The 23047-nt window shown below is 64.3% G+C and carries 18 protein-coding genes; 7 read left to right on the forward strand and 11 right to left on the reverse strand.

What is annotated here, in order from left to right; genetic code table 11:
• Window positions 1-18: 18 nt before the first annotated feature.
• Window positions 19-741 (forward strand): hypothetical protein, encoded by a 723-nt coding sequence (locus tag DBR46_RS15680; RefSeq protein WP_124526921.1) that lies wholly within the window; start codon window positions 19-21, stop codon window positions 739-741.
• A 125-nt stretch (window positions 742-866) separates the two neighbouring features.
• On the opposite strand, the gene DBR46_RS15685 is transcribed toward DBR46_RS15680, so the two are convergent.
• Window positions 867-1718 (reverse strand): SDR family oxidoreductase, encoded by an 852-nt coding sequence (locus tag DBR46_RS15685; protein ID WP_124526922.1) that lies wholly within the window; start codon window positions 1716-1718, stop codon window positions 867-869.
• A gap of 187 nt (window positions 1719-1905) precedes the next feature.
• Here DBR46_RS15685 and exbB point away from each other — a divergent pair, with 187 nt between their 5' ends.
• The 6 genes from exbB to DBR46_RS15715 all read left to right on the forward strand — a co-directional run bounded on the left by exbB (window position 1906) and on the right by DBR46_RS15715 (window position 8731).
• A complete protein-coding gene (gene exbB, locus DBR46_RS15690) occupies window positions 1906-2889 on the forward strand; it encodes a tonB-system energizer ExbB (protein WP_124526923.1) in 984 nt (327 codons plus the stop codon).
• A 6-nt stretch (window positions 2890-2895) separates the two neighbouring features.
• On the forward strand, window positions 2896-3321 hold the full coding sequence (gene exbD / locus DBR46_RS15695) for a TonB system transport protein ExbD (protein WP_017735752.1): 426 nt from the start codon (window positions 2896-2898) through the stop codon (window positions 3319-3321).
• Window positions 3318-4064: an energy transducer TonB gene (locus tag DBR46_RS15700; protein WP_124526924.1), complete on the forward strand. Its 747-nt coding sequence runs from the start codon at window positions 3318-3320 to the stop codon at window positions 4062-4064. The genes exbD and DBR46_RS15700 overlap by 4 nt, the downstream gene beginning before the upstream one ends.
• A gap of 184 nt (window positions 4065-4248) precedes the next feature.
• Entirely contained in the window at window positions 4249-5169 is a 921-nt protein-coding gene (locus DBR46_RS15705; protein WP_124526925.1) for a hydrogen peroxide-inducible genes activator, read from the forward strand.
• 8 nt (window positions 5170-5177) lie between these two features.
• A complete protein-coding gene (gene recG / locus DBR46_RS15710; RefSeq protein WP_124526926.1) occupies window positions 5178-7253 on the forward strand; it encodes an ATP-dependent DNA helicase RecG in 2076 nt (691 codons plus the stop codon).
• Between the two features lie 77 nt (window positions 7254-7330).
• Window positions 7331-8731: an aminoacyl-tRNA deacylase and HDOD domain-containing protein gene (locus DBR46_RS15715; RefSeq protein WP_124526927.1), complete on the forward strand. Its 1401-nt coding sequence runs from the start codon at window positions 7331-7333 to the stop codon at window positions 8729-8731.
• A 108-nt stretch (window positions 8732-8839) separates the two neighbouring features.
• Here the strand turns inward: DBR46_RS15715 and DBR46_RS15720 are convergent, their stop codons facing one another.
• The 10 genes from DBR46_RS15720 to DBR46_RS15765 form a co-directional block, all read right to left on the reverse strand.
• A complete protein-coding gene (locus DBR46_RS15720; protein WP_124526928.1) occupies window positions 8840-9220 on the reverse strand; it encodes a helicase in 381 nt (126 codons plus the stop codon).
• 123 nt (window positions 9221-9343) lie between these two features.
• Window positions 9344-10279, reverse strand: a complete 936-nt coding sequence (tagQ, locus tag DBR46_RS15725; protein ID WP_124526929.1) for a type VI secretion system-associated lipoprotein TagQ — start codon at window positions 10277-10279, stop codon at window positions 9344-9346.
• Window positions 10280-10362: 83 nt separating this feature from the next.
• Window positions 10363-12072: an SUMF1/EgtB/PvdO family nonheme iron enzyme gene (locus DBR46_RS15730; RefSeq protein ID WP_124526930.1), complete on the reverse strand. Its 1710-nt coding sequence runs from the start codon at window positions 12070-12072 to the stop codon at window positions 10363-10365.
• The gene (locus DBR46_RS15735; RefSeq protein ID WP_124526931.1) at window positions 12065-13249 is read right to left on the reverse strand and encodes an ABC transporter permease; all 1185 of its coding nucleotides are present in this window, start codon (window positions 13247-13249) and stop codon (window positions 12065-12067) included. The genes DBR46_RS15730 and DBR46_RS15735 overlap by 8 nt, the downstream gene beginning before the upstream one ends.
• Entirely contained in the window at window positions 13249-13953 is a 705-nt protein-coding gene (locus DBR46_RS15740) for an ABC transporter ATP-binding protein (protein ID WP_124526932.1), read from the reverse strand. Before DBR46_RS15740 ends, DBR46_RS15735 begins: the two co-directional genes overlap by 1 nt.
• The gene (locus DBR46_RS15745) at window positions 13953-16892 is read right to left on the reverse strand and encodes a serine/threonine-protein kinase (RefSeq protein ID WP_124526933.1); all 2940 of its coding nucleotides are present in this window, start codon (window positions 16890-16892) and stop codon (window positions 13953-13955) included. The genes DBR46_RS15740 and DBR46_RS15745 overlap by 1 nt, the downstream gene beginning before the upstream one ends.
• Window positions 16889-17608, reverse strand: a complete 720-nt coding sequence (locus DBR46_RS15750; protein ID WP_124526934.1) for a PP2C family serine/threonine-protein phosphatase — start codon at window positions 17606-17608, stop codon at window positions 16889-16891. Before DBR46_RS15750 ends, DBR46_RS15745 begins: the two co-directional genes overlap by 4 nt.
• Window positions 17609-18262 carry a type VI secretion system-associated protein TagF gene (tagF, locus tag DBR46_RS15755; RefSeq protein ID WP_124526935.1) on the reverse strand — a complete coding sequence of 218 codons (654 nt, stop codon included), beginning with the start codon at window positions 18260-18262 and terminating at the stop codon, window positions 17609-17611.
• A complete protein-coding gene (gene tssM, locus DBR46_RS15760; RefSeq protein ID WP_124526936.1) occupies window positions 18259-21759 on the reverse strand; it encodes a type VI secretion system membrane subunit TssM in 3501 nt (1166 codons plus the stop codon). Before tssM ends, tagF begins: the two co-directional genes overlap by 4 nt.
• A complete protein-coding gene (locus DBR46_RS15765; RefSeq protein WP_124526937.1) occupies window positions 21756-23045 on the reverse strand; it encodes a DotU family type VI secretion system protein in 1290 nt (429 codons plus the stop codon). The genes tssM and DBR46_RS15765 overlap by 4 nt, the downstream gene beginning before the upstream one ends.
• Window positions 23046-23047 lie beyond the last annotated feature (2 nt).

Consider the following 23047-nt stretch of genomic DNA (forward strand, 5'->3'; position numbering starts at 1 on the left):
CCACCAGAGGATTGCCCCATGCGCGCATTACTGACCATCGGCCTTTTGCTGCTGGGTGGCTGTGTGCATACACCGCCAGAAACGGATATCGACGGGATATGGATCAACCAGCCGATCATTGACGCCACCTCGCTGGGCCAACCATTGAACATCCACGGCACACCCCTGGAATGGCACATCGACACTCGGATGGGCAAGGCACAAGTGCGTAACGGCTTTGAGATGGCTGAGGGCCAACTGCTGAGAAAAGCTGCTGACACGTGGACTGTGGACTACGGCGATGGTCATACCGACGAACTGCGACTGGACGGCAAGCAGCTGACCCAAGAGGCCAGCCAGCACACATCGCAGCATGCGTTCAATCGCCCACCCGAAATGGTTAAAACAGGGGGCAACTGGGTCAACACCTTCGTGAACGCCCTCAATGCAGCCTATATGGCGGGAGAGTGGAGTATCGTCGAGGGCCCGGGGAAAGGCACGACGGCGATGTTCACCGCCGGGGGTCGTGTTTCAGGGCTTGGGAAAGCAGACAGGTACACACTGTGCCTGGACGGTGACTGCCGATCCCAGGGCTCTGGCAATGAGACCCTGGTCCTGAGCGGCGATGGCGCTAGCGACACATGGATCTTCGTGCGCAAAGGTAAGCGGATGGGAATTTTCCAGGCGTTGAATACGGCACAGGCCGATGAAGTACCCCAGTTCACGCCCGGCCCGCGCCAATGGTTGCTGGAAAAACAATAGGCGGCCAAACACAGATCTAAATGTGGGAGCGGGCTTGCTCGCGAATGCGGAGTGCCAGTCACTGAAGATGTCGACTGATCCACCGCATTCGCGAGCAAGCCCGCTCCCACATTTTTGACCGCGTTTCAGCCCTTTAGGATGGCCGCATAACCTTCACGATAGCTCGGGTAAGTTGGTTTCCAGCCCAGAGCCTTCACCCGCGCATTACTGCACTGCTTACTCCCCGCACGCCTCACACTGGCGTCATCCGCCCATTCCGTCACGCCCAGATACTCACGCAACCAACCCACCACCTCCGCCAACGGCGCCGGTGCATCGTCAACGCCGATATAGACCTTGTCCAACTGGCCGCCCTGCTCCACATGCCGCAACAAAAAGGCCAGCAAGCCCGCCGCGTCGTCCGCATGAATGCGGTTGCCATATAAAGGTGGGTCGATCGATACGCGGTAGCCTTGGCGCACCTGGGTCAGCAACCATTCACGGCCCGGGCCGTAGATGCCGGTCAAGCGCACGATGCTCGCCGGGATGCCGCTATCGAGCGCCACTTGCTCGGCTTCCAGCATCACTTGCCCGGAATAGCCCTGCGCCTGGGTGTCGGACGATTCATCAACCCACTCACCGTTCTGCTGCCCGTACACGCTGCTGCTGGAGACAAACAGCAGGTGTTTCGGCGCCTGCCCGTAGTCGTCCAACCACTCCAGCACATGCTTCAAGCCCTGCACGTAAGCCGCGCGATACCCGGCCTCGTCGTGGTCCGTCGCGGCAGCGCAATACACCAGGTAATCCACTCCGCCAATCGGCCAGGTATCCGGGCAGTCCTTGTTGAACAGGTCACCGGTAATGCCGATCACCCCGTCGGGCAGGCGCGAAACATCGCGACGCAGGCCATGGACCTCCCATTCCGAGGCCAGCAATTGGCTAGCCAGCCGACTACCCACATCGCCGCAACCGGCAATCACAACAGAAGGCGCAGACATCACAAAACTCCGTTCTCAAAGGTCTAGATTAGCCTTCACAGCTGACCAGCGGCCAGAAAAAGGACAAATAAAGTTACTGTATTACTTCTGTTAACAAGAATTACTTGCAATAATAAGCCCCCATTTGTCCTCGGCCCCTGGGTCTTGATGGACGATCACCCATTTTTTCTTCTCAGGTCCGGCCAGCATGACACGTAATACAACCCCCGCTTCGCCAACCACGTCCCGCGCCTGGCGCGCGATTGCCGCGCTGTTGTTCAGCGTCCTGCTGGCTCCGACCGCAGCCTTCGCCGACGCCACCGCCCCGGCAACCCCTGCCGCTGCCGAACACAACACTGCAGCACCTGCCGCTGCTCCGGCAGCCGCTCCAGCAGCTGCACCAGCCGCCACCGATCCGGCCCTGGCCGCAGACCCGGCAGCCGCTGACGAAACCGGCGTCGTCCTGGAAGAAGACAACACCCTGGGCATGGCCCATGACCTGTCGCCTTGGGGCATGTACCAGAATGCTGACGTCGTCGTGAAGGCCGTGATGATCGGCCTGGCCATCGCCTCGATCATTACCTGGACCATCTGGATCGCCAAGGGCTTCGAGCTGCTGGGCGCCAAGCGTCGCCTGCGCACTGAAATCGTCCACCTGAAAAAAGCCACCACCCTCAAGGAAGCCAGCGAAAGCGCGACCAAGAAGGGCACCCTGGCCAATACCCTGGTGCACGACGCGCTGGAAGAAATGCGCCTGTCGGCCAACACCCGCGAAAAAGAAGGCATCAAGGAGCGTGTGGCGTTCCGTCTTGAGCGCCTGGTTGCTGCCTGTGGCCGCAACATGAGCAGCGGCACCGGCGTGCTGGCAACCATCGGTTCCACCGCACCGTTCGTCGGCCTGTTCGGCACCGTGTGGGGCATCATGAACAGCTTCATCGGCATCGCCAAAACCCAGACCACCAACCTCGCCGTCGTTGCCCCAGGCATCGCCGAAGCCCTGCTGGCTACTGCCCTGGGCCTGGTTGCTGCGATTCCTGCGGTAGTGATCTACAACGTCTTCGCCCGTTCGATTGCCGGCTACAAGGCCCAGGTATCGGACGCGTCGGCAGAAGTCCTGCTGCTGGTCAGCCGCGACCTCGATCACCTGCCTACCGAGCGCAGCTCGCAACCGCACATGGTGAAAGTGGGGTAATCGGCCATGGGCCTGCATTTGAATCAAGGCGACGACGAACTCGTCGAGAACCACGAAATCAACGTCACGCCGTTTATCGACGTGATGCTGGTGCTGCTGATCATCTTCATGGTGGCCGCACCGCTGGCAACCGTGGATATCAAGGTCGACCTGCCCGCCTCCAGCGCCAAGCCGGCGCCGCGGCCAGAGAAACCGGTGTTCCTCAGCGTCAAGGCGGACCAGCGTCTGTTCCTGGGCGAAGAAGAAGTCAAATCCGAAACCCTCGGCCAGGTGCTCGACGCCAAGACCCAAGGCAAGAAAGACACGACGATCTTCTTCCAGGCCGACAAGGGCGTGGACTACGGCGACTTAATGAGCGTGATGGATGCCCTGCGGGCAGCCGGCTACCTCAAGGTAGGCCTGGTCGGACTTGAGACGGCAGCCAAGAAATGATCACGACGCGCCACAAACTGACGCGTTATGGCACAAGCCTCGCTGTCGTGCTGGGCGTGCATGCCGTCGCGATTATCATCGCGCTTCAATGGTCCGCGCCGCACACGGTGCAGTTGCCGCCGGCTGCCATGGTCATCGACCTGGCACCGATGCCCGCGCCGCCACCTCCGGCCCCGCCGAAGGTGATCACGCCGCCGCAACCGCCGACGCCGGTAGAAGAACTGCCATTGCCGAAACTGGCCGAAGCACCCAAGCCGACGATCCAGGTGCCCAAGCCGGTCAAGCCCAAACCGAAACCACAGCCGCCCAAGCCGGTGGAGAAAAAGGTCGAGCCGCCCAAGGAGAAACCTTCCGAAGAGCCGCCGAGCGACGCGCCACCGACCAACGTACCTGCGGAAAAATCGGCCCAGCCCGTACCTGGCCCATCGCCCCAACAGGTGGCGGCCAAGGCCTCCTGGGAAGGCACCCTGCTGGCGCACTTGCAGAAGTACAAGAAGTACCCGCCCGGCGCCCAGGCCCGTGGCAAGGAAGGCCTGAACCGCCTGCGCTTCGTGGTCGATGGTGAAGGCAATGTGCTGTCCTACGAGTTGGTGGGCCGCTCCGGCAACGCCGACCTGGACCGTGCCACCCTGGACATGATCCGTCGTGCCCAGCCACTGCCCAAGCCGCCGTCCGACATGCTCAAGGGTGGCAGCATCGAGATCGTTGCACCGTTCGTGTACAACATCGAGAGACGCCGCTAATTCAGCAGAAGCAAGACAATGTGGGAGGGGGCAAACCCCTCCCACATTTGATTTCATCGCCGCATAAAGTCCCTTTCCCACAAAATCCCCGGCATTCCCCGCTCAATCCCCAGCAAACTTCTGATAACGTGCGTCTATCGATTGCAGCCGTTATGCTTGGCCCGCAACCTCATGGACGCTCGCTATGACTCTTACAGAATTACGCTACATCGTGACCCTCGCCCAAGAACAGCACTTCGGCCACGCGGCCGAGCGTTGCCACGTCAGCCAGCCGACGCTGTCGGTGGGTGTGAAAAAGCTTGAAGACGAACTCGGTGTGCTGATTTTCGAGCGCAGCAAAAGCGCCGTGCGCCTCACCCCCGTGGGCGAAGGCATTGTTGCCCAGGCCCAGAAGGTGCTGGAGCAAGCGCAAAGCATTCGCGAGCTGGCCCAGGCCGGTAAGAACCAGCTGACCGCACCGCTGAAAGTCGGCGCCATCTACACCGTCGGCCCGTATCTGTTCCCGCACCTGATCCCGCAACTGCACCGCGTCGCGCCGCAGATGCCGCTGTATATCGAAGAAAACTTCACCCATGTGCTGCGCGACAAACTGCGCAACGGCGAGCTGGACGCGATCATCATCGCCCTGCCGTTCCACGAGGCTGACGTGCTGACCCTGCCGCTCTACGACGAGCCGTTCCAGGTGTTGATGCCGGCCGACCACCCGTGGACCAAAAAAGACACCATCGACGCCGCCCTGCTCAACGACAAGAGCCTGCTGCTACTCGGCGAAGGCCACTGCTTCCGCGACCAGGTACTGGAAGCCTGCCCGACCCTGACCAAGGGCAACGACGGCGCCAAGCACACCACGGTGGAATCCAGCTCCCTGGAAACCATCCGCCATATGGTCGCCTCCGGCCTGGGCATCTCGATCCTGCCGTTGTCGGCAGTTGACAGCCATCACTACGCCCCCGGCGTGATCGAAGTGCGCCCGCTGACGCCACCGGTGCCGTTCCGCACCGTGGCCATCGCCTGGCGCGCCAGCTTCCCACGGCCCAAAGCCATTGACATCCTCGCCGACTCGATCCGCCTGTGCTCGGTGGCCAAGCCGCCCGTTGCGAGCTAAGCCCGCGTATGACTGAGCTGTCGCAGGTATCGGTGACGGCACTCAAGGGTGTCGGTGAAGCCATGGCCGAGAAGTTGGCCAAGGTCGGCCTGGAAAATCTCCAGGACGTGCTGTTTCACCTGCCCCTGCGCTATCAGGATCGCACCCGCGTGGTGCCCATCGGCCATTTGCGCCCTGGGCAGGATGCGGTGGTCGAAGGCACCGTCAGCGGCGCCGACGTGGTGATGGGCAAGCGCCGCAGCCTGGTGGTGCGCCTGCAAGACGGCACCGGCGGCCTGAGCCTGCGCTTCTACCATTTCAGCAATGCGCAGAAGGAAGGCCTCAAGCGCGGCACCCGCGTGCGTTGCTACGGCGAAGCGCGCCCCGGTGCTTCGGGCCTGGAGATCTACCACCCGGAATACCGCGCCATCACCGGCGACGAACCGCCACCGGTGGACACCACGCTCACCCCGATCTACCCGCTCACCGAAGGCCTGACCCAACAGCGCCTGCGCCAACTGTGCACGCAGACCCTGACGATGCTCGGCCCAAAAAGCCTGCCCGACTGGCTGCCGCTGGAGCTGGCCCGCGACTATCAACTGGCGCCGCTGGACGATGCGATCCGCTATCTGCATCACCCGCCGGCCGACGCCGATGTGGACGAACTGGCCCTCGGTCACCACTGGGCCCAGCACCGCCTGGCCTTTGAAGAACTGCTGACGCACCAACTGTCCCAGCAACGCCTGCGCGAAAGCATGCGTTCCCTGCGTGCGCCCGCAATGCCCAAGGCCACAAAGCTGCCTGCGCAATACCTGGCCAACCTCGGCTTTGAGCCGACCGGTGCGCAGCAGCGCGTCGGTAATGAAATCGCCTACGACCTCAGCCAGAAAGAACCCATGCTGCGCCTGATCCAGGGCGATGTGGGCGCCGGCAAGACCGTGGTCGCCGCCCTCGCCGCCCTGCAAGCCCTGGAAGCCGGCTACCAGGTGGCACTGATGGCACCCACCGAGATCCTCGCCGAGCAACACTTCATCACCTTCAAGCGCTGGCTCGAACCTCTGGGCCTGGAAGTGGCGTGGCTGGCCGGCAAGCTCAAGGGCAAGAACCGCGCAGCGGCACTGGAGCAAATCGCCAGCGGCGCACCGATGGTGGTGGGCACCCACGCGCTGTTCCAGGACGAAGTAAAGTTCAAGAACCTGGCCCTGGTGATCATCGACGAACAGCACCGCTTCGGCGTGCAACAACGCCTGGCCCTGCGCCAGAAAGGCGTGGGCGGGCGCATGAACCCGCACCAGTTGATCATGACCGCCACACCGATCCCACGCACCTTGGCGATGAGCGCCTACGCCGACCTCGACACCTCGATCCTCGACGAACTGCCCCCCGGCCGGACCCCAGTCAACACCGTGCTGGTCACCGACACCCGCCGCGTCGAAGTGATCGAACGCGTCCGCGGCGCCTGTGCCGAAGGCCGCCAGGCGTACTGGGTGTGCACGCTGATCGAAGAGTCCGAAGAGCTGACCTGCCAGGCCGCCGAAACCACCTATGAAGACCTCACCAGCGCCCTTGGCGAACTCAAGGTCGGGCTGATCCACGGCCGCATGAAACCCGCCGAAAAAGCCGCGGTGATGGCCGATTTCAAGGCCGGCAACCTGCAACTGCTGGTGGCCACCACGGTGATCGAGGTCGGTGTGGACGTGCCCAACGCCAGCCTGATGATCATCGAAAACCCCGAGCGCCTGGGCCTCGCCCAACTCCACCAATTGCGCGGCCGCGTTGGCCGGGGCAGCGCCGCCAGCCATTGCGTGCTGCTCTACCACCCGCCGCTGTCACAAATCGGTCGCCAGCGCCTGGGCATCATGCGCGAAACCAACGACGGTTTTGTCATCGCCGAAAAAGACCTCGAACTGCGCGGCCCCGGCGAAATGCTCGGCACGCGCCAGACCGGCTTGCTGCAATTCAAGGTCGCCGACCTGATGCGCGACGCCGACCTGTTGCCCGCCGTGCGCGATGCCGCGCAAGCCTTGCTGGAGCGCTGGCCGGCACATGTCAGCCCACTGTTGGACCGCTGGCTCCGACATGGGCAGCAATACGGCCAAGTGTGACGCCTGACTCACTTATACGACCAACAGATGTACCAAGCTGGTTATACTCCGTTGACTGTAAGAAATTGGATCAGGCCATGTCAGAAGTTGCCCTCGCCACAGCCCCACTGACCGCCCCGCCGGTCATTCAGGCTCTGCTCGCAAAGCTCGCCATCCCCTACACGGAAGTCACCGAACACCCGGGCTTGAACCCTGCACGAAAGGTTCAAGCGGTGTTGCTGGAAGATGCGGTGGGCGCTCTGATGGTGCTGTTCCCGCAGAACCAACTGCTCGACCTCAACCGCCTCGCCGAACTCACCGGGCGCCGTCTTACAGCCGTGTCGCCAGAGCGCGTCGAGCGCATGCTGGGCAAGCACGACCTGGCCCTGCTGCCGGGCTTGCCGGCACTGACCAGCTCGCCGTGCCTGTACGAAGGCAGCCTGCTCAACGAATCGAGCCTGCTGGTGCATTCGGGGGAAGCCGGGTTGCTGCTGGAGATCGCCAGCGAGCACTTCAAAAGCATGCTCACCAAGGCCAGCGCCGCCCAGTTCGGCGAGCCCCTGAGCAACATCCGCCCGAACCTCGACCGCCCCAATGATGACCGTGAGGAAATCACCCAGGCGATGCAGGCGTTCACCGCCCGCCGCATCCAGCAGCGCCTGGAAGCGACCATCGAGATTCCGCCGCTGGCCGACACCGCGCAGAAGATCATCAAGCTGCGCGTCGACCCCAACGCCACCATCGATGACATCACTGGTGTGGTGGAGACCGACCCCGCCCTCGCCGCCCAAGTGGTGAGCTGGGCCGCGTCGCCGTACTACGCCTCGCCGGGCAAGATTCGTTCAGTGGAAGACGCCATCGTCCGCGTGCTGGGTTTTGACCTGGTGATCAACCTCGCGCTGGGCCTGGCCCTGGGCAAGACCCTGAGCCTGCCCAAGGACCACCCGCACCAGTCCACGCCGTACTGGCACCAGTCGATCTACACCGCCGCCGTGATCGAAGGCCTGACCCGCGCCATGCCCCGCGCCCAGCGCCCGGAAGCCGGCCTGACCTACCTCGCCGGCCTGCTGCACAACTTTGGCTACCTGCTGCTGGCCCACGTGTTCCCGCCGCACTTCTCGCTGATCTGCCGTCACCTGGAGGTCAACCCGCACCTGTGCCACAGCTATGTGGAACAGCATTTGTTAGGGATCAGCCGTGAGCAAATCGGCGCCTGGCTGATGCGTTACTGGGACATGCCGGACGAGTTGTCCACGGCCCTGCGCTTCCAGCACGACCCGACCTATGACGGGCAGTACGCTGAGTATCCGAATCTGGTGTGTCTGGCCGTGCGCTTGCTGCGCAGCCGTGGCATCGGTTCCGGGCCGGACGAAGCCATTCCCGATGAACTGCTTGAGCGCCTGGGCTTGACCCGGGACAAGGCGGAGGAAGTGGTGGGCAAGGTGCTGGATGCCGAGGTGCTGTTGCGCGAACTGGCCTCCCAGTTCAGCCAAGCCTAAACACTGTGGCGAGGGAGCTTGCTCCCGCTGGGCTGCGTAGCGGCCCCAAAATCCTGGGAGCGCTTCGCACTCCAGCGGGAGCAAGCTCCCTCGCCACAAAAGCCAGCCTCAAGCTTTCTTCTTTTTCTTCGGCTTCAAATACTTGGTCAACCCCTGGAACCAGATCACCAGCGCCGGGTTGCCCTTGATCTGGATCGACTTGTCCTGAATTCCCGTCATGAACGCCAGTTGCTTGTTCTTCGCCTGCATCGTGGCGAAGCCATAGGCGGCATCCTTGAACGCAATCGCAAACGCCGGCTCCGGGTGAACACCCGAACGGCTGATAATGCGCTGGTCTTTGACGATGAAGTGACGGGCAACCTTGCCGTCGAGGGTCTGCAACTGGAAGGCCAGGTCTTTATCGCCCAGCTGTTGCTGGAAGGCAGGGTTGGTGCGGCTGGCTTTGCCCATCATCAGGCCCAGCACCCACAGGAGAAGACGAAATTTCATGCACACGGCCTCGGGTAATTATTGAGTGGCCGCAGCAGTGTAACGATTTGCAAAAAGAACGCCACCGATCTGGCGCATTAGCGGAAGATCGGCTGGCGTTTGACGCTTATAGCAGCATGTTACTTAAACGTTAGGGCAAGGCACCGGCGCCCAGTCGGTCAGGTTCGGATCGCGGCAAGTGCCTTCGATCTGCGCTTTACCGGCGCTGGTGACCTTCTTGCTTTCAGCCTGGCTGACTTTCACGGTCTGGAAGCTCTTCTCGGTATCGACGGCTTCACGCGGCACCACTGGCAGTGGTGGCTTTTTCGGTGGCTTGACCACTTTGTTGCCTTTATTGGCTTTGCCCGCCGGCGGGACCACCGCTGCGGTGTCGGCCGTGGCCACGGTGACCACATCAGCACGTTGCACGCTGACCTGTTGCAGGTCTTTTTCGTACGCCTGGTTGTAGTTGTTCAGGTCCTCGGCGGCCTTGCCGTTGACCGCAACGATCAGGTCGTTGGATTCCTTCAGGCCCGCGACGATTTCTGCCAGGCGCTTGCGGCCTTCGGTGTCGTTGACGGTCTTGGCCTTGCGGTCATTGACCAGCTTGGTGAACGCGCTCTGGTAGCACTGCTGCGACGCCTTGGCATAGGCGGTGCTGCGGTCGATGTCGGACGCGCTTTTGTTGACGTCGGTGGCGTAGGACGCAATGCGCTGGTTGTCGTCGCTGATCTGCTTCTGACGCTCGGTGTAGTAACCCGCCGCGCCACCCGCCAGGGCGCCGCCCGCTGCGCCGATCGCCGCGTTGCGGCCGCGCTTGTCGGAGTCGCCGGTCAGGGCGCCCAGCAGTGCACCACCGGCTGCGCCGAGGGCGGCACCGGTGACCACCGACTTGGTCATGTCCGAATCAGTGCTGCGCAGGTGCTGCACCGGCTCGTAGCAGTTCGGGTAGTACTCGACCTTGGTGCTCGACGCGACCTTGGACGCCGGCGACGTGGCGCAACCGGTCAGCACGGTGCTGAAGCCGGCCGCGATCAACAACAAGTGACGCTTGGAAACCGCCTTACGGGAAAAAAGCATAGGTGTGTTCTCTTTTAGTTTGACTTGCCCAGCACGGCCCAACGCCGCCTGAGTCCCTTCCAAGCTCGCCATACAGCCAGCGCTCATCGCTGACCGCTCGCTGCGAGCAATTCCTTCAAGATCGTCGCCGGGTCGGCCCGCTGTTGCTTGCGGTAGTTGCCGACATGGCGGACGAACAGTGTCGCGCGCGTCACCAGGCTCTTGCCGAGCACCGGCTTGCGATCCAACTCTTCCTTGATTCGTTGAAACTGCGCCTGGATCACCGCATCGGTGTAGCGCGTGCCGGTGGCCAGGTTGTCGATGTAGATCGCTACCGCGCCATCGAGGGCGCTGCGACCGTTGGCAATGGCCATCGCAAACAGCTGCGCGCTGGCTTCGTCCTTGTTGTCCACGGCCTGCTGGCGACTCTTCTGCAAATTGGCCAGGCGGATGTTGTAGTTGCCGATGGTTTCGGCCACCAACGCCGCCGACTGGATCAGGTTGCCCGCCGCTTCTTCGCGTTGCTGGGCGATCAGCGAGACGTTGCGCTTGAGCTCTTCGTTGACCAACCCCAGCTCGGCTTGCAGCTTGGGATCGGCGCTGGCGGCGATGATGCTGTCCAGGCGCTTGGTCGGGTCCTGGGCGTCGTCGATGGCGTCGGTCAGCGCGGCCAGGCGGCCTTCTTTCTGCCACTGCGCAAACAGTTCCTTGTAGCGCGAACGCGGCGCCGACAACGCGCCAATCGCCACGCGAAAACCGGTGGTCTCGTTGCTTTGCTCGGTGCCGTCGGCGCCAAACAATGGGTACTCGCGGCGCATGCCGGTAAACAGCGTGCCCTCGCCTTCGAGGTAGTTGCCGCCCTTGACCACAAAGCCGCCATAGGTGCCCTGGCGACGTCCGGCGTGCACCAGTTGGAAGGATTCCTGAACCATCTCCGCGGCGTTGCCGATCACGTCGAACATCCCGATGGGGTTGGGCAATTTCGTCCCGATGGGCATCAGGCGCGCGGCCTGGCCGGTGCCACCAGCGACCTGGTTGAACACCGCGTAATCGCCCAGCGGGCCGTCGCTGTCACTGCCTTCGGCGCGGCGCGGGAACAAGCGCCCTTCCAGATCCTGACGGCTCACCGCCTGGCCGCCACGCGCGGCGAATTCCCATTCGACTTCGGTGGGCAAACGCACAAAACCGACGCCGCCATCCTCCGCCGACGAACCGCGCCCACTCACCGGCAGCAAGTCACGGTGGTATTTCAGCAGCCACGCGCTGTACACCGCCGAGAAGCGCTCCGCTTCAAAGCGCGACAACTTCACCTTGGGCAAACGCCCGGCCATGCCACTGGGAACATCGCAGGCCGGCGCCGGTTCGCCGCTGGCCAAGGATTGCGCCTGGGCCATGACCTGAGCGTACTGGCGGGCGGTCACTTCGTACTTGCCGATGAAGTACAGCATCGGCTTGAGCGGGGTCTTGGCGTCGGTCTTCGGCATCAAGGGCGTGATGGCCTTGCTCCACGCCTTGGGCAGATCCTTGAGGGTGAACTGGCCGTTGATAAAGTCGCGGCGGTAGCCGGAAATAAACGACTGTTGATAACCCGCCTCGCCCTCGGCGAAGGGGTATCCGAGGCTGATCTCACGATCATCCAGCGTGCCTTGGGCCAGCACGTAGGCGTAGCGGAACACCATGTTGCCGTCGCACGGCAACGGCAGGCTGACGTCGCCTTCCAAGGGTTTTGGATTATCGAGTTTATCGCTCGCTTCATCCGCCCAAGCCATCGAGGCCAAGCTCAGCGCCACGGCGGCGCCCAGTAACTTATACATCTCTGATTCCTTCAGAAGCCTGGATCCGCGCCACTCGCCACCCACCACACAGCGCTGCCACGGCGCTGACGCCCATGACTGCAACCAGGGCCAGGCCGTAATGACGCGCCAACAGGTGGCTGGCGTACTCGCCCGGCACCTGCACGAAAAGTTGATTCAAACCCGCCTCGGCCAGGCCATACAGCCCGGCACTGAGCACGGCGGCAAGCCCTGCGCTGTACAGCGCTTGCAGCACCACAAACACCAACAGCGCGCCGGTGGAAAACCCCAACAGGCGCAATACCGACAATTCCCGGCGCTTGCGCGCCACGGCGGCCAGCGCCCCGGCGAAGATCGCCGCAAACGCCCCCGCCAACGCCAACCCGCAGATCACCCAGAACACGATCGACAGGTTGCGGCTCAACGACTGCACCTGGGCGATGGTGTGCGCCTGGGTCGACACCAACAGGTTCTGCCCGGCGAAAAACACTCGCAGTGTTTCAACATCGGTGAGGCTGCGGGCGTACAAGCGAAACGCCGGATAGATCCGCTGCTCACCCACAGCGACCGCCTCACCGGTCCAACCCAGCGCCGGCACTGCACGGCCGTCGCGATAATCTTCCGCCGCTTCCAGCAGGCCCAAGCCGGCAAACAAACCGTCCCGGGCAAAGGCTGCCAGCGGCAACACAGCCAACACTTGCAAGCGCGTGGACTGGGCCTCGACACGCCCTGCCACTTGGCGCGCAAAACGGGTTTCCAGCCAATCCCCGGGCCGCGCCGCAAGCTTTTCGGCAGCGGTGTGGCTGAGCACGATCTGGTCGAGACCCTTGGGCATCGGCAGACCACTCAATAGCGGATCACCCGACGCCGTCGGCAGCATCTCCAACGTCAACGCCCCCACCTGCGCCGTCGCCGCAATCTGCCGCGTGCGCGGGACCGCGAACGCCACATCATTGCGCTCGCCCAACTGCTCGATAAATGCGCTGCTGAATCGACCACCGCCCAGCGGAATAATTTCACGGGTGGCGGGGTCGTTTTCCAAACGTTCGGTCAAACTGCTAACCAGTCCAAATTTCAGGCCGAACAACACCAGCAACGGCGCGATCACCGCCACCAGCGCCAGCACTGAACACGCCGACAGCCACGCGTCGTTGCGGTAGTCCTGCCAGGCCAGGGACGCCACCAGACCGCTGCGCATCAGCACACCTCCCCGAGGGTGGCGGTGACGCCGCCGTCGGCATCGCGGCGGCAACTGATGCGCCGTACCTGCAAGCCACTGGCGCGGGCCAGCGGCTCGTCATGGGTGGCGATCACACAGGCAGCGCGGTGTTCGCGGGCCTGGGCCAACAGCGCCTGCATCACGCGTTCTGCATTCAACGGATCAAGGGACGCGGTGGGTTCATCCGCCAACACCAATTGCGGCGCGTGGGCCAGGGCGCGCGCGCAACTCACGCGCTGGCGCTGGCCCACCGACAACGCGGCGGGTTTCTTCGCCAACTGGTCGCTGATTTCCAGTTGCTCCGCCAGGCGCGCCACGCTGCCGTCATCCGGCAAACCCAGCAGTTGCCGGGACAGGGCGATATTCCCGCGCACATCCAAAAAGCCCAGCAGGCCACCGGTTTGCAGCACATACCCCAGGTGCCGGCTACGTAACGCGGCCAGGCTGGACTGCTGATCCGCGCGCCATAGCCCGGCAATGTCCTGCTGATGGAATTCAAACCGCCCCACCTGATCCGGCGCCAACACCAGCGCGAGCACATCCAGCAAGGTGCTCTTGCCGCAGCCGCTCGGCCCGACAATCGCCACTTGCTCACCCGCACGCAGGTGCAGCGCCGGAATCACCAGGCTATAGCGCTGGCTACCGACGCCCCGGCTCTTGTGCACCGCGCTCAGGTCCAGCATCACGGCAACGTCGACAGCGGCACGCGGTACAACGCGTCACCCGGCTCGGCGTCGCCGAAACGCACCCAGTTGGCCAGGTCATTGTGGAAGGTCTCAAAGAGGCGGATTTTCGAATCCAGCTCATCGATAAAGTCTTCCTGCTCGGCCACGCTCAACGACAGCCACAAGTCCTGGGTCATGTTCAGCGACTTGCTGCGGTACGGCAGGCCTTCCAGGTACTCGCCAAGCAGGCCGCCATCCGCCAGGTTGCCGCCCTTGCGCAGGGCTTGCGGGTCGCGGCTCATGTAGGCCGAGGCGCTGGCGATTTCCTGGAAGAAATCCTTCGGCGAGGACTGGGTTTTGCGCGCCGCGTCGACGATCAGTTTCAGCGACTGCTGCAAGTCGTTGAGCTGCAACTTGGTCAGCATCACGCACACCTGGAACGCCGGCAGCGCCGGGTTGGTCAGGTCGCGGTCGGCGGTCCAGGCGCTGACCAGTTGCGGCGCCTGGCTCGCGGTTTTTTGCCCGAGGAAATCCATGTGCATGGCATAGCCGACGGCGGCGGATTTGTCCGCCAGGCTCGGCGCGCTGCCCAGCAATGGCGACGGCTGTGGCGTGTTGCTGCGCACCTGGTGCACGAGGTTGGCGAACACCGTGCCGATCTCATCCACACGCTCGCCCAACTTGCGCACATCGCCGCCCGGCACCGCCGTGTAGAGGTCGCCGATCTGCGGGTTGGCGTCGGCGGTGAGGATGCGGTATTGGCTCTCGGCACCGGCGTGGGTGGCCTTGCCAGCGTCGGTGCGCAGGTGCAGGGCGTAGATCTTGATCTGCTTGCCCAACGCCGCCTGGCGCACTTCGGCCTCGTTCATCTGGGTGGCGGCGAACGGGTCGTTCTTGCGCAGCGCACCGGCGTCGGTGACCAGCAGGATGATACGCCCGCCGTAACCGGACCAATCCATGCCATCCACGGCCTGCATCACCCCGGCAAACGCGTCTTCGTTGAAGGAATGGCTGGAGACGGTGGACGCCTTGACCTGCCGCGCCATGTCGAGGAAGCGCTGCGGATCGCGGCCTTGATCCAGGGTGATGAGCGTTTTGGACACGTACTCCAGGCCCGGCGTCTTCTTGGTGCTGCTACGGAAACCGACCATGCCGAAGCTCACACTGTCCAACTCGCCACGCTCGGCGATGCGCGTTTGCAGTTCGTGCACCACGTCGCGGACCTGGTCGATATAGGGCTGCATTGACACGGTGGTATCAACCACCAACACCACGGCGGTGCGGAACGCATCGGCATTGGCCACAGGCTTGGCGGCGCGGGTGCCCGGGTCGATGGACGCGACATTGAGCAACTGCACCGGCTGGCCGTTTTCGTCAAAGCTCTCTTTGGAATCGAAGATCGGCAACAGGTAGAACTGGTTCTGCGGCACGGCGCTGGCAGTCGGCTCCAGGGCCAGGACCAGGCTGTTGTCGTCGCTGTTTTTCTGCGCCTTGGCCAAGGCGCCTTTGGCGGCAGCCGGATCTGCCAGGAGTTTTTCCACTTCGGCAGATTGGCGCAGAAACATCACCGGCGCCCGGCCCGAGCGCTCGGTGAACTTGAGCACCAGGCTCTGCTTCCAGTCACTGACCTGGGCCGCCGGCAACCAACCGTCACTGCGGCCATCAGTGGCGGCGCCGACGCGCACCCATGGGCTGCCGTCGACGTCCTTGCGCTGGTACACGTAGAGCACGGAGAACGCCGGCAAGGCTTTGCCCGGCGCACTGCCGGCGTCGCTGGAAAGCTTGGCGCCGGGCTTGCTCAGCACACGTTGGAACAGGGTTTTCTTGCCCGCCATCAGCAGCGGGCGCTGGCCGCCGTCCACTTCGGGCGCTACCGGTGCCACGCTCGGCACTGCTGCAATCGGCGGTTTAGCCACCGGTGCATCACTGCCGCTCAACCACCAATAACTCGCGCCGCCAATCGCCAACGCCACCGCCACGGCAACCGCCGCCAGCGCCAACACCGGGCCACGGCGCTGTTCGCTGTGCTGGGTCGGCGGCACCACCGGTTGGCGCAGCGGCTGGGGTTTGTCGGTGGGGATCTCGATGGACTCCGGCGTGATCCCCGCTAAATCAAAACTCATCGGGATCGGCAGCGGCCGCACCAAGGTGGCCTCCGGCGATTCCATCGGCAATTGATCCAGCGCCAGCAACAGCGCCGCCGCATCCGGGAAACGCTCGGCGGGGTCCTTGGCCAACAGTTTGCGCAGCACGTTCTGATAACGGCCGTGGTGCACCGGCAATTCCGGCAACGGCTCGGTCAGGTGCGCCAGTGCCGTCGACAGCGCGTCGGTGCCGCTGTAGGGCAGCTTGCCGACGAGGATTTCATACAACACCACGCCCAGCGCATACAGGTCGGCGCGGCCATCGATCTCCTGGCCCCGCGCCTGTTCCGGGCTCATATAGCTCGGCGTGCCCACGGCAAAACCGGCCTGGGTGAACTGGGTGCGGTCGTCCAGGGACTTGGCGATGCCGAAGTCCGACAGCACCGCCGTACCGTCCGCGCGGAACAGAATGTTCGCCGGCTTGACGTCACGGTGCACCAAGCCTTGCGCGTGGGCATAACCCAGCGCCGAGGCGATCTGGCGGATCAGCGTCACCCCCTGTTCCGGGGTCATGCCGGCGGCGATGCGTTCCTTGAGCGTGCCGTTGGGCAGGTATTCCATGGCCATGTAATACAGCTCACCGACGTTGCCGATGTCATGGATGGTCACCGTGTGCGGGTGCGACAGGCGCGCCAGGGTCTTGCCCTCGCGCAGGAACCGCTCGCAGAAGGTTGGGTCGGCCGCCAGCGCCGCCGCCATCACCTTCAACGCCACCTTGCGCTCCAGCGAACGCTGGGTCGCCAGGTACACGCTGGCCATGGCGCCTTCGCCGATCTCGCCGTGGATGTCGTAGCCAGGGATCAGGATATTCATGGGCAGACCTTCACGACGATCGTGGTGATGTTGTCCGGCGCGCCCCGGTTAAGCCCCAGGTGCACCAGGCTGCGCACGATTTCGTCCGGCGCGTCATGACTGAGCACCTCGCGGATTTCGTGGTCTTCGACGGTCTTGTTGAGGCCGTCGCTGCACAGCAGGTAGCTGTCGCCGGGGGCGATCAGCAGGTCAACCACCGCCAGCTCCAGCTGCGCTTCGACGCCGATGGCGCGGGTGACGATATTGGCGCGCGGGTGCACGCGGGCATCGGCTTCGCTGAGCAGGCCGCTGTCTTGCAGGTCTTGCACGTAGCTGTGGTCGCGGGAGATGCGCTCCAGCATGCCGTCGCGCAGGCGGTACAGGCGGCTGTCGCCTGCCCACACGCACACGCCGCGCAAGCCGCGCGCGGCCAGCAGCACCACGGTGCTGCCCATCAGGGTCACGCCACGGTTGGCGGTTTCTTCACGCACGGCAGCGTTGATGCGGATCAGGTCGTTGCGCAGCGCCGCCGCGTATTCGTCGAGGGAGCGGCCCAGGGGCACCGTGCGCAGGCTGTCGACGATCAAGCTACTGACGTAATCCCCCGCCGCATGCCCGCCCATGCCGTCGGCGACCACCCACAGGCGGTTTTCCGGCAGGTCCAGACAGGCGTCTTCGTTGACCTGACGCACCATGCCCACATGGCTTTTGCTCGCGGATTTGTACGTTGCGCCCATCTACACCACACCTTCTTGTCCGAGCAAAAACTGCGCAAAATCGTCGGTGGCAGGCAAACCCTGGCACCGTAGTAAACCTGGGGCAATCCGTTCAGAACCCCGTCCCCACCACAGGCTGGCACCTTCGCAGGCCTGTTCGGCGAGCGCGGTCATGCGCCCGTGGGGCAAGGTCGCGGCCACCCGTTGCAGGCCAGCAAACCGGCTGTCCACCGCACGCGGCTCGGTCAGCGGCACGCCCAGTGCGTCGATGCCGGCGTTGAACCCTTCAAAGGTCGCGCCGCTGTCGAGGGTGCTGAGCAGCAGCTCTTCGGCCTGTTCAAACCAGGTGTCCGGCCCACCCACGAGGGAGGCGGGATTGGTGTCGTGGTCGAGCAACGTGACCACCGCCAACGGGAAATAGCGCCCGACCCGATCAATGCTCGGCATCACCACACCCGCCGCCGCATCCGGCCCGCACACACCCGGCGCCAGCACAAAGCGCCACAGCGGGCTGACCAGGTACACGTTGAGCCAATCGCCCCCCAGGCGCTGTTGGCTGGCGAGCAAACCCGCCGCCAGCCAGCTGTCCCACGGGCCGACAAAACTCTGGGGCAAGGCGCGGCTGACAAAGTCGCCGCGGCTGGCCAACTTGCCGTAGAAACCCACCGTGGTCATAACCGCTCCGGCAGGCTGAAGCCGCTGAGCACGCGGCTCTTGAACGGGTTGAACGCGCTGTTGGCGCGCAGCTCGTAGGCGATGCTCGCGCCATCTACGCGCAGGCGCAGGTTGAAGCGGTCCGGCGAGTTGCCGGCGCTGAGGTCCGATTGCTCCAGCAGGCGGAACCACGCCCACGGGCCATCCAGGGTCACTCCGGAACGGCCGCTGGCGGCAGGCGGCATGATCGACAGGCGCACCACGCCGATGCTGCCGGGGTTCGGCCATTGCATGGCGACGGGGCGACTGGGGCCGTGGTCGTAGCTCAGTTGCTGGCCGTCGAGGTCGAGCAGGAACTGGGTGATGGTCGGGTCCATCGACACCGGCTTGAGCTCGAAACGCACGATGGGTTGGGTGCCACCTGCGCGGAAGAACGCATCACGAATCGTCGCGGCACGCTGGAAGGTTTGCAGCACACCCGGTGCAATCCCCAGTTTCTGCGCCGCGCCCGGCTGCCAGCGCCAGGTCTGCGCGGACGTGTCCACGTAGGGCTGCAAGTACTTGCGGAAGTAGTTGTCCATCACCCCGCCCACGCCGAAGAACATGCCGAAATCATCCAGCGTCGCGTCCCGCGCACTGCCCGGCGACATCGGGTAACGACCCGCCAGCGACTGGCGATACACGTTGACCACTTCGCTCATCCACGCCGCATTCAGTTGGTTGCGCACGCCGCCCATCATGCTGTTGGTGGTGGAATTGACCACCGACTTGACCATGCCCTGCACCAGCGGCGGCTGGCGTTCGGCATTCAGGCTGACCCGCGTGGCCGCAGCCGCCGCCTGGTTCTTCGCCTCACCGAGCAACGCATCGCCGCTGGCGCCGACCATGGCGCTGACCTGCACATACAGCGCGTTCATATCGGCCAGCAAGCCGTCGATGGCCGCCGGTTCGCCATCGTTCTTGCTGACGATGCTGTTGAGTTCGGCAAAGTGCGCCGTCACCGGATCATCCGTTGCCTGCGGGGCATTGGCGCTTGGCTGCTCCTGGCCGAGCAGGTTGCCCAGGCGTTCCTTGAGCTTGTCCACACCGCCTTCCACCGGCACGCCCTTGGCCGCCAACTGGCGTTCTTCGGCTTGCAGATCGGTTTCCTTGGCCACCGCCACCAGCAGTTTTTTCAGCGGCGAGGTCGGGCCGGAAATCACCCGCAGCACATCGGCCGCCTGGGCCACGCTGGTGATGGGCACGAAGTCGATGTCGGCGAGCAGCGCGTCCCACTGCCGTTGGTAGTCCTGGAAGTACAGGCGGCGCACATCCCCGGCCAGGCTGATCACGTTCTGCTGGTCGGCCTGCTCATGGCCCAGCACCCATTGCTCTTCGGCGAGGGTGCCGGTCTGGTTCAGGCTGCTCAACAGGAACGCCTGGCGATAACCCTTGGCGGTGAAGAAGCCACTCAGCGGCTCGCCCAGCGGCTTGCCACTTTTACGGCTGAACACCAGCGCCGCATCGCGACCAGCCGCTTCGTTGAGACGGAAATCGGCGATGCCTTCGGGCAGCTTCTGGCGTTTGACCCGGTCGTACACGCGCTGGGCCACCGGCAGTTGTTGCAGTTGGCGGCGCAGGTCGTCGATCAAGCGCGGATCAAGCCGCGCAGTCGGCGGATGACGCTCGAACAGCGCCTGCAAGTGCCCGGCCAGGGCCTGGCGCTGCTCAGCGGGCAGGTCGCGGGGCAGGCTGCGGTCCCAGTCGAGGGCGATCCAGGCCTTGATGAATTCCGGGTCGTAATGCTCGCTGTCGGCGAGCATCAGATAGGCCTTGAGGCCTTCGTAGAGGAAGTCGGAATTGCCGCCGCCGTGCAGTTGCTCCTCGATCCGCGTCACCAGGCGTGGCGCGAACACGGCGATCAACAGCTTGCGATAGACGCTGGCCGACTCGGCTTCAAGCATGTCGCCCTGATACAGGCCCAGGCCTTCGGACATATTCGGCGAGTCCCCGGCGAGGTTCCTCACCGCGTTGAGCAGCGGCAGCACGGCGAGCACTTCGCGCTGGGCCGGGCTGAGGTTCTGCACAGCCTGGCCCAACGGCGCAACCTTCTGATCGACCTGGGTGATATACGCCTGGTTGGCGCGGTAACTCACCCACCACAGGCCGCTGACCACCACGACCAACGCCACGGTGGCCGCGAGCACACCACGGGCAATCCACTTGCGCCGCCGCTCGACCTTGGGGTTCACACCCACCAGCCCGCGCTCGGCAAACGCCACGGCGGTGAAGAGTTTTTCGATGAAGTAACTGCGCCCGGTGCCGCTCTGCCGCGCCAGGTGCTGGCGGTCGAGGTTCATGCTCTGCGCCATGGCACCGATCAGGCGATCAATCGGGCTGCCTTCCTGGGTGCCGCTGGTGAAATACACGCCGCGCAGCAACACGCGCTCTTCAAAGGCGTTGGGTTTGAACACGCCGTCGAGGAAGCTTTGCAGGCAGTCTTTCAACGCGCCGAACTGCTGCGGGAAGCCGTAGATCAGGTCGCGGCGCGCCGGGTCGCGCTCCTGTTGCAGGCGCTCCACCAGGCGTTCGTTGAGGCGCTGTTCCAGCCCGGCGAATTCGCTTTGCAGGTGGGCCAACGGGCTGTCGCTGTGTTTGCCGTCATCCAGAGCAAAGGTCATGCCCCACACCTGGGCGCGTTCTTCCTTGCTCAGGTTGTCGAAGTACTCCATGAAGCCCGGCACCAGGTCGAGCTTGGTCAGCATCAGGTAGATGGGGAAACGTACGCCCAGCTGGGTGTACAGCTCCTGGATGCGCAGGCGGATGGCCGCGGCGTGGGCGGCGCGCTCGGCGTCGGTGCCGAGCAGCAGGTCCGACAGGCTGATGGCGATAAAGGCGCCATCGATGGGCCGGCGCGAACGCTGCTTTTTCAGCAGGTCGAGGAAGCCCAGCCACGCGGCTTTATCCACCGTGGAGTTGCTGTCCTGGGTGGTGTAGCGGCCAGCGGTGTCGAGCAGCACGGCCTGGTCGGTAAACCACCAGTCGCAGTTGCGTGTACCGCCGACGCCACGCACGGCACCGGCGCCCAACTGCGCGGCCAGCGGGAAATGCAGGCCGGAATTGACCAGCGCCGTGGTCTTGCCCGAGCCCGGCGGGCCGATGATCACGTACCACGGCAGCTCGTAGAGGTTGCGCCGCTCATCGCCACCGAGCTTGGCTTTTTTCAGCAGGGCCAGGGCCTCGTCCATGCGCTGGCGCAGGGTGCTGAGTTCTTCGGCAGTGGCCACGCTGTTGGGATCAGCCGGGGTTTCGGCGGCCAGGCTGCGCATCACTTCGGCGGCTTGGCGCTGCGCCTGGACGATGCGCCATACGCGGTAGGCAATCCACACGCCGAACACCAGGATGATCAGCGCCCAACGGCGCCCTTCGGGCACCAACACGTCGAGCAACGGCCCGACAAACCAGATGATCAGGCTCAGGGCGATCAGCCCCAGCAACGGGATCACCCAGCGAATCATGAAACTGAACAACGCCTTCACTCGACGCCCTCCGCCAATACGGTGATTTCAACCCGACGATTGCGGGCGCGGCCTTCGGCTGTGCTGTTGGTGGCCACCGGCTCGGTGTCGCTGCGCCCTTCGGCGCTGAAGCGCTCACCCTGGCCGGTCTTGGCCGCCAAGATGTCCAGCACCGACTTGGCCCGCGCCTCGGACAACGCCCAGTTGGACGGGAAGCGCAGCGTGGCAATCGGACGGTTGTCGCTGTGCCCGGTGACGCGCACCTGGCCCTTCACTTTGCGGATGGCATCGGCGATGCGCAGCATCAGCGGCTGGTAGTCATCGACAATGCTGGCGCTGGCGGAAGCAAAGAGTTCGTCACCGCGAATGGTCACCACGGAGCGGTCCACCGCATCTTCCACGGCCACGCGACCGGCCCTGATGTCGTCCACCAAAAAGCCCGCCAGGCGTGGCCGCTCGATGACTTTCGGCTGCGCCACGGGGCGGTCGATGGCCTGCACCGGGATCTCGCCCAGGGCATGGATATTCTTGAACACCGGCTCGGCATCCGCCGCCAGCTTGAGGCGCAAGCCAAACAGCAGCGCCAGCAGCAACGCCACGCCGATGGCCACGGTGATCCACGGCGGCATGAATTGCGCCAGGCGGTCGCGCGCCACGCTGACGCCGCGCCAGTGGGGCGACAGTTCGCGCTCGTGTTCGCCACGGGCGCTGCGAATCGCCGCCGCCGTGCGCTCGCGCAAGGCTTCCAACTGGCTGCGGCCGTCGCTCATCACGCGGTAACGGCCTTCGAAACCCAGGCACAGGCACAGGTACAGCAACTCCAGCAGGTACAGGCGTTCCCGCGGGCTTTGTAGGCAGTGGTCGAGCAACTGGAAGACTTTTTCGCCGCCCCAGGCTTCGTTGTGCACGGTGATCAACAGGCTTTGCTTGCCCCAGTCACTGGTGCTGCCCCACGGCGTGCTCAACACCGCTTCATCAAGGGCAGTACACAGCGCATAACGCGCCAGCAGCACTTCGTTGCGGGCGATGCCGGCCGCTTCGGCGCGCTCTTCGAACTGGCGCAGGTACGCCAGCAATTGCGCGCGCAGGCTGGCCGGCGCCGGGTGGGCGATGGTATTGCGCAGGCGCGTCAGCAGCGCCAGCAACGGGCCGGCGGCGCTTTCCAGGGGGTTGAGGCCCTGGCTTTTGCCGGTGAGCATCGGCGCGGCCGGCACCGACAAGGGCGCGGGCTCGGCACGCGCAGGCTCCGGCGCACGGCCACCGGGACGCGGCATGAACTGGGTGCGATCGTCATCATTGGGGTGCATCG

This window comes from Pseudomonas sp. KBW05, from assembly GCF_003852405.1.
GTDB lineage: Bacteria > Pseudomonadota > Gammaproteobacteria > Pseudomonadales > Pseudomonadaceae > Aquipseudomonas.

Excerpts from the sequence above, each read along its gene's own strand:
- DBR46_RS15740 (WP_124526932.1), bottom strand. The coding sequence starts at position 13,953 with ATGCTGGACCTGAGCGCGGTGCACAAGAGCCGGGGCGTCGGTAGCCAG.
- DBR46_RS15680 (WP_124526921.1), top strand. The coding sequence starts at position 19 with ATGCGCGCATTACTGACCATCGGCCTTTTGCTGCTGGGTGGCTGTGTG.
- DBR46_RS15745 (WP_124526933.1), bottom strand. The coding sequence starts at position 16,892 with ATGAATATCCTGATCCCTGGCTACGACATCCACGGCGAGATCGGCGAA.
- tagQ (WP_124526929.1), bottom strand. The coding sequence starts at position 10,279 with ATGCTTTTTTCCCGTAAGGCGGTTTCCAAGCGTCACTTGTTGTTGATC.
- DBR46_RS15685 (WP_124526922.1), bottom strand. The coding sequence starts at position 1,718 with ATGTCTGCGCCTTCTGTTGTGATTGCCGGTTGCGGCGATGTGGGTAGT.
- recG (WP_124526926.1), top strand. The coding sequence starts at position 5,178 with ATGACTGAGCTGTCGCAGGTATCGGTGACGGCACTCAAGGGTGTCGGT.
- DBR46_RS15750 (WP_124526934.1), bottom strand. The coding sequence starts at position 17,608 with ATGGGCGCAACGTACAAATCCGCGAGCAAAAGCCATGTGGGCATGGTG.
- exbB (WP_124526923.1), top strand. The coding sequence starts at position 1,906 with ATGACACGTAATACAACCCCCGCTTCGCCAACCACGTCCCGCGCCTGG.
- DBR46_RS15765 (WP_124526937.1), bottom strand. The coding sequence starts at position 23,045 with ATGCACCCCAATGATGACGATCGCACCCAGTTCATGCCGCGTCCCGGT.
- exbD (WP_017735752.1), top strand. The coding sequence starts at position 2,896 with ATGGGCCTGCATTTGAATCAAGGCGACGACGAACTCGTCGAGAACCAC.
- DBR46_RS15700 (WP_124526924.1), top strand. The coding sequence starts at position 3,318 with ATGATCACGACGCGCCACAAACTGACGCGTTATGGCACAAGCCTCGCT.
- tagF (WP_124526935.1), bottom strand. The coding sequence starts at position 18,262 with ATGACCACGGTGGGTTTCTACGGCAAGTTGGCCAGCCGCGGCGACTTT.
- DBR46_RS15715 (WP_124526927.1), top strand. The coding sequence starts at position 7,331 with ATGTCAGAAGTTGCCCTCGCCACAGCCCCACTGACCGCCCCGCCGGTC.
- DBR46_RS15705 (WP_124526925.1), top strand. The coding sequence starts at position 4,249 with ATGACTCTTACAGAATTACGCTACATCGTGACCCTCGCCCAAGAACAG.
- DBR46_RS15730 (WP_124526930.1), bottom strand. The coding sequence starts at position 12,072 with ATGTATAAGTTACTGGGCGCCGCCGTGGCGCTGAGCTTGGCCTCGATG.
- DBR46_RS15735 (WP_124526931.1), bottom strand. The coding sequence starts at position 13,249 with ATGCGCAGCGGTCTGGTGGCGTCCCTGGCCTGGCAGGACTACCGCAAC.
- DBR46_RS15720 (WP_124526928.1), bottom strand. The coding sequence starts at position 9,220 with ATGAAATTTCGTCTTCTCCTGTGGGTGCTGGGCCTGATGATGGGCAAA.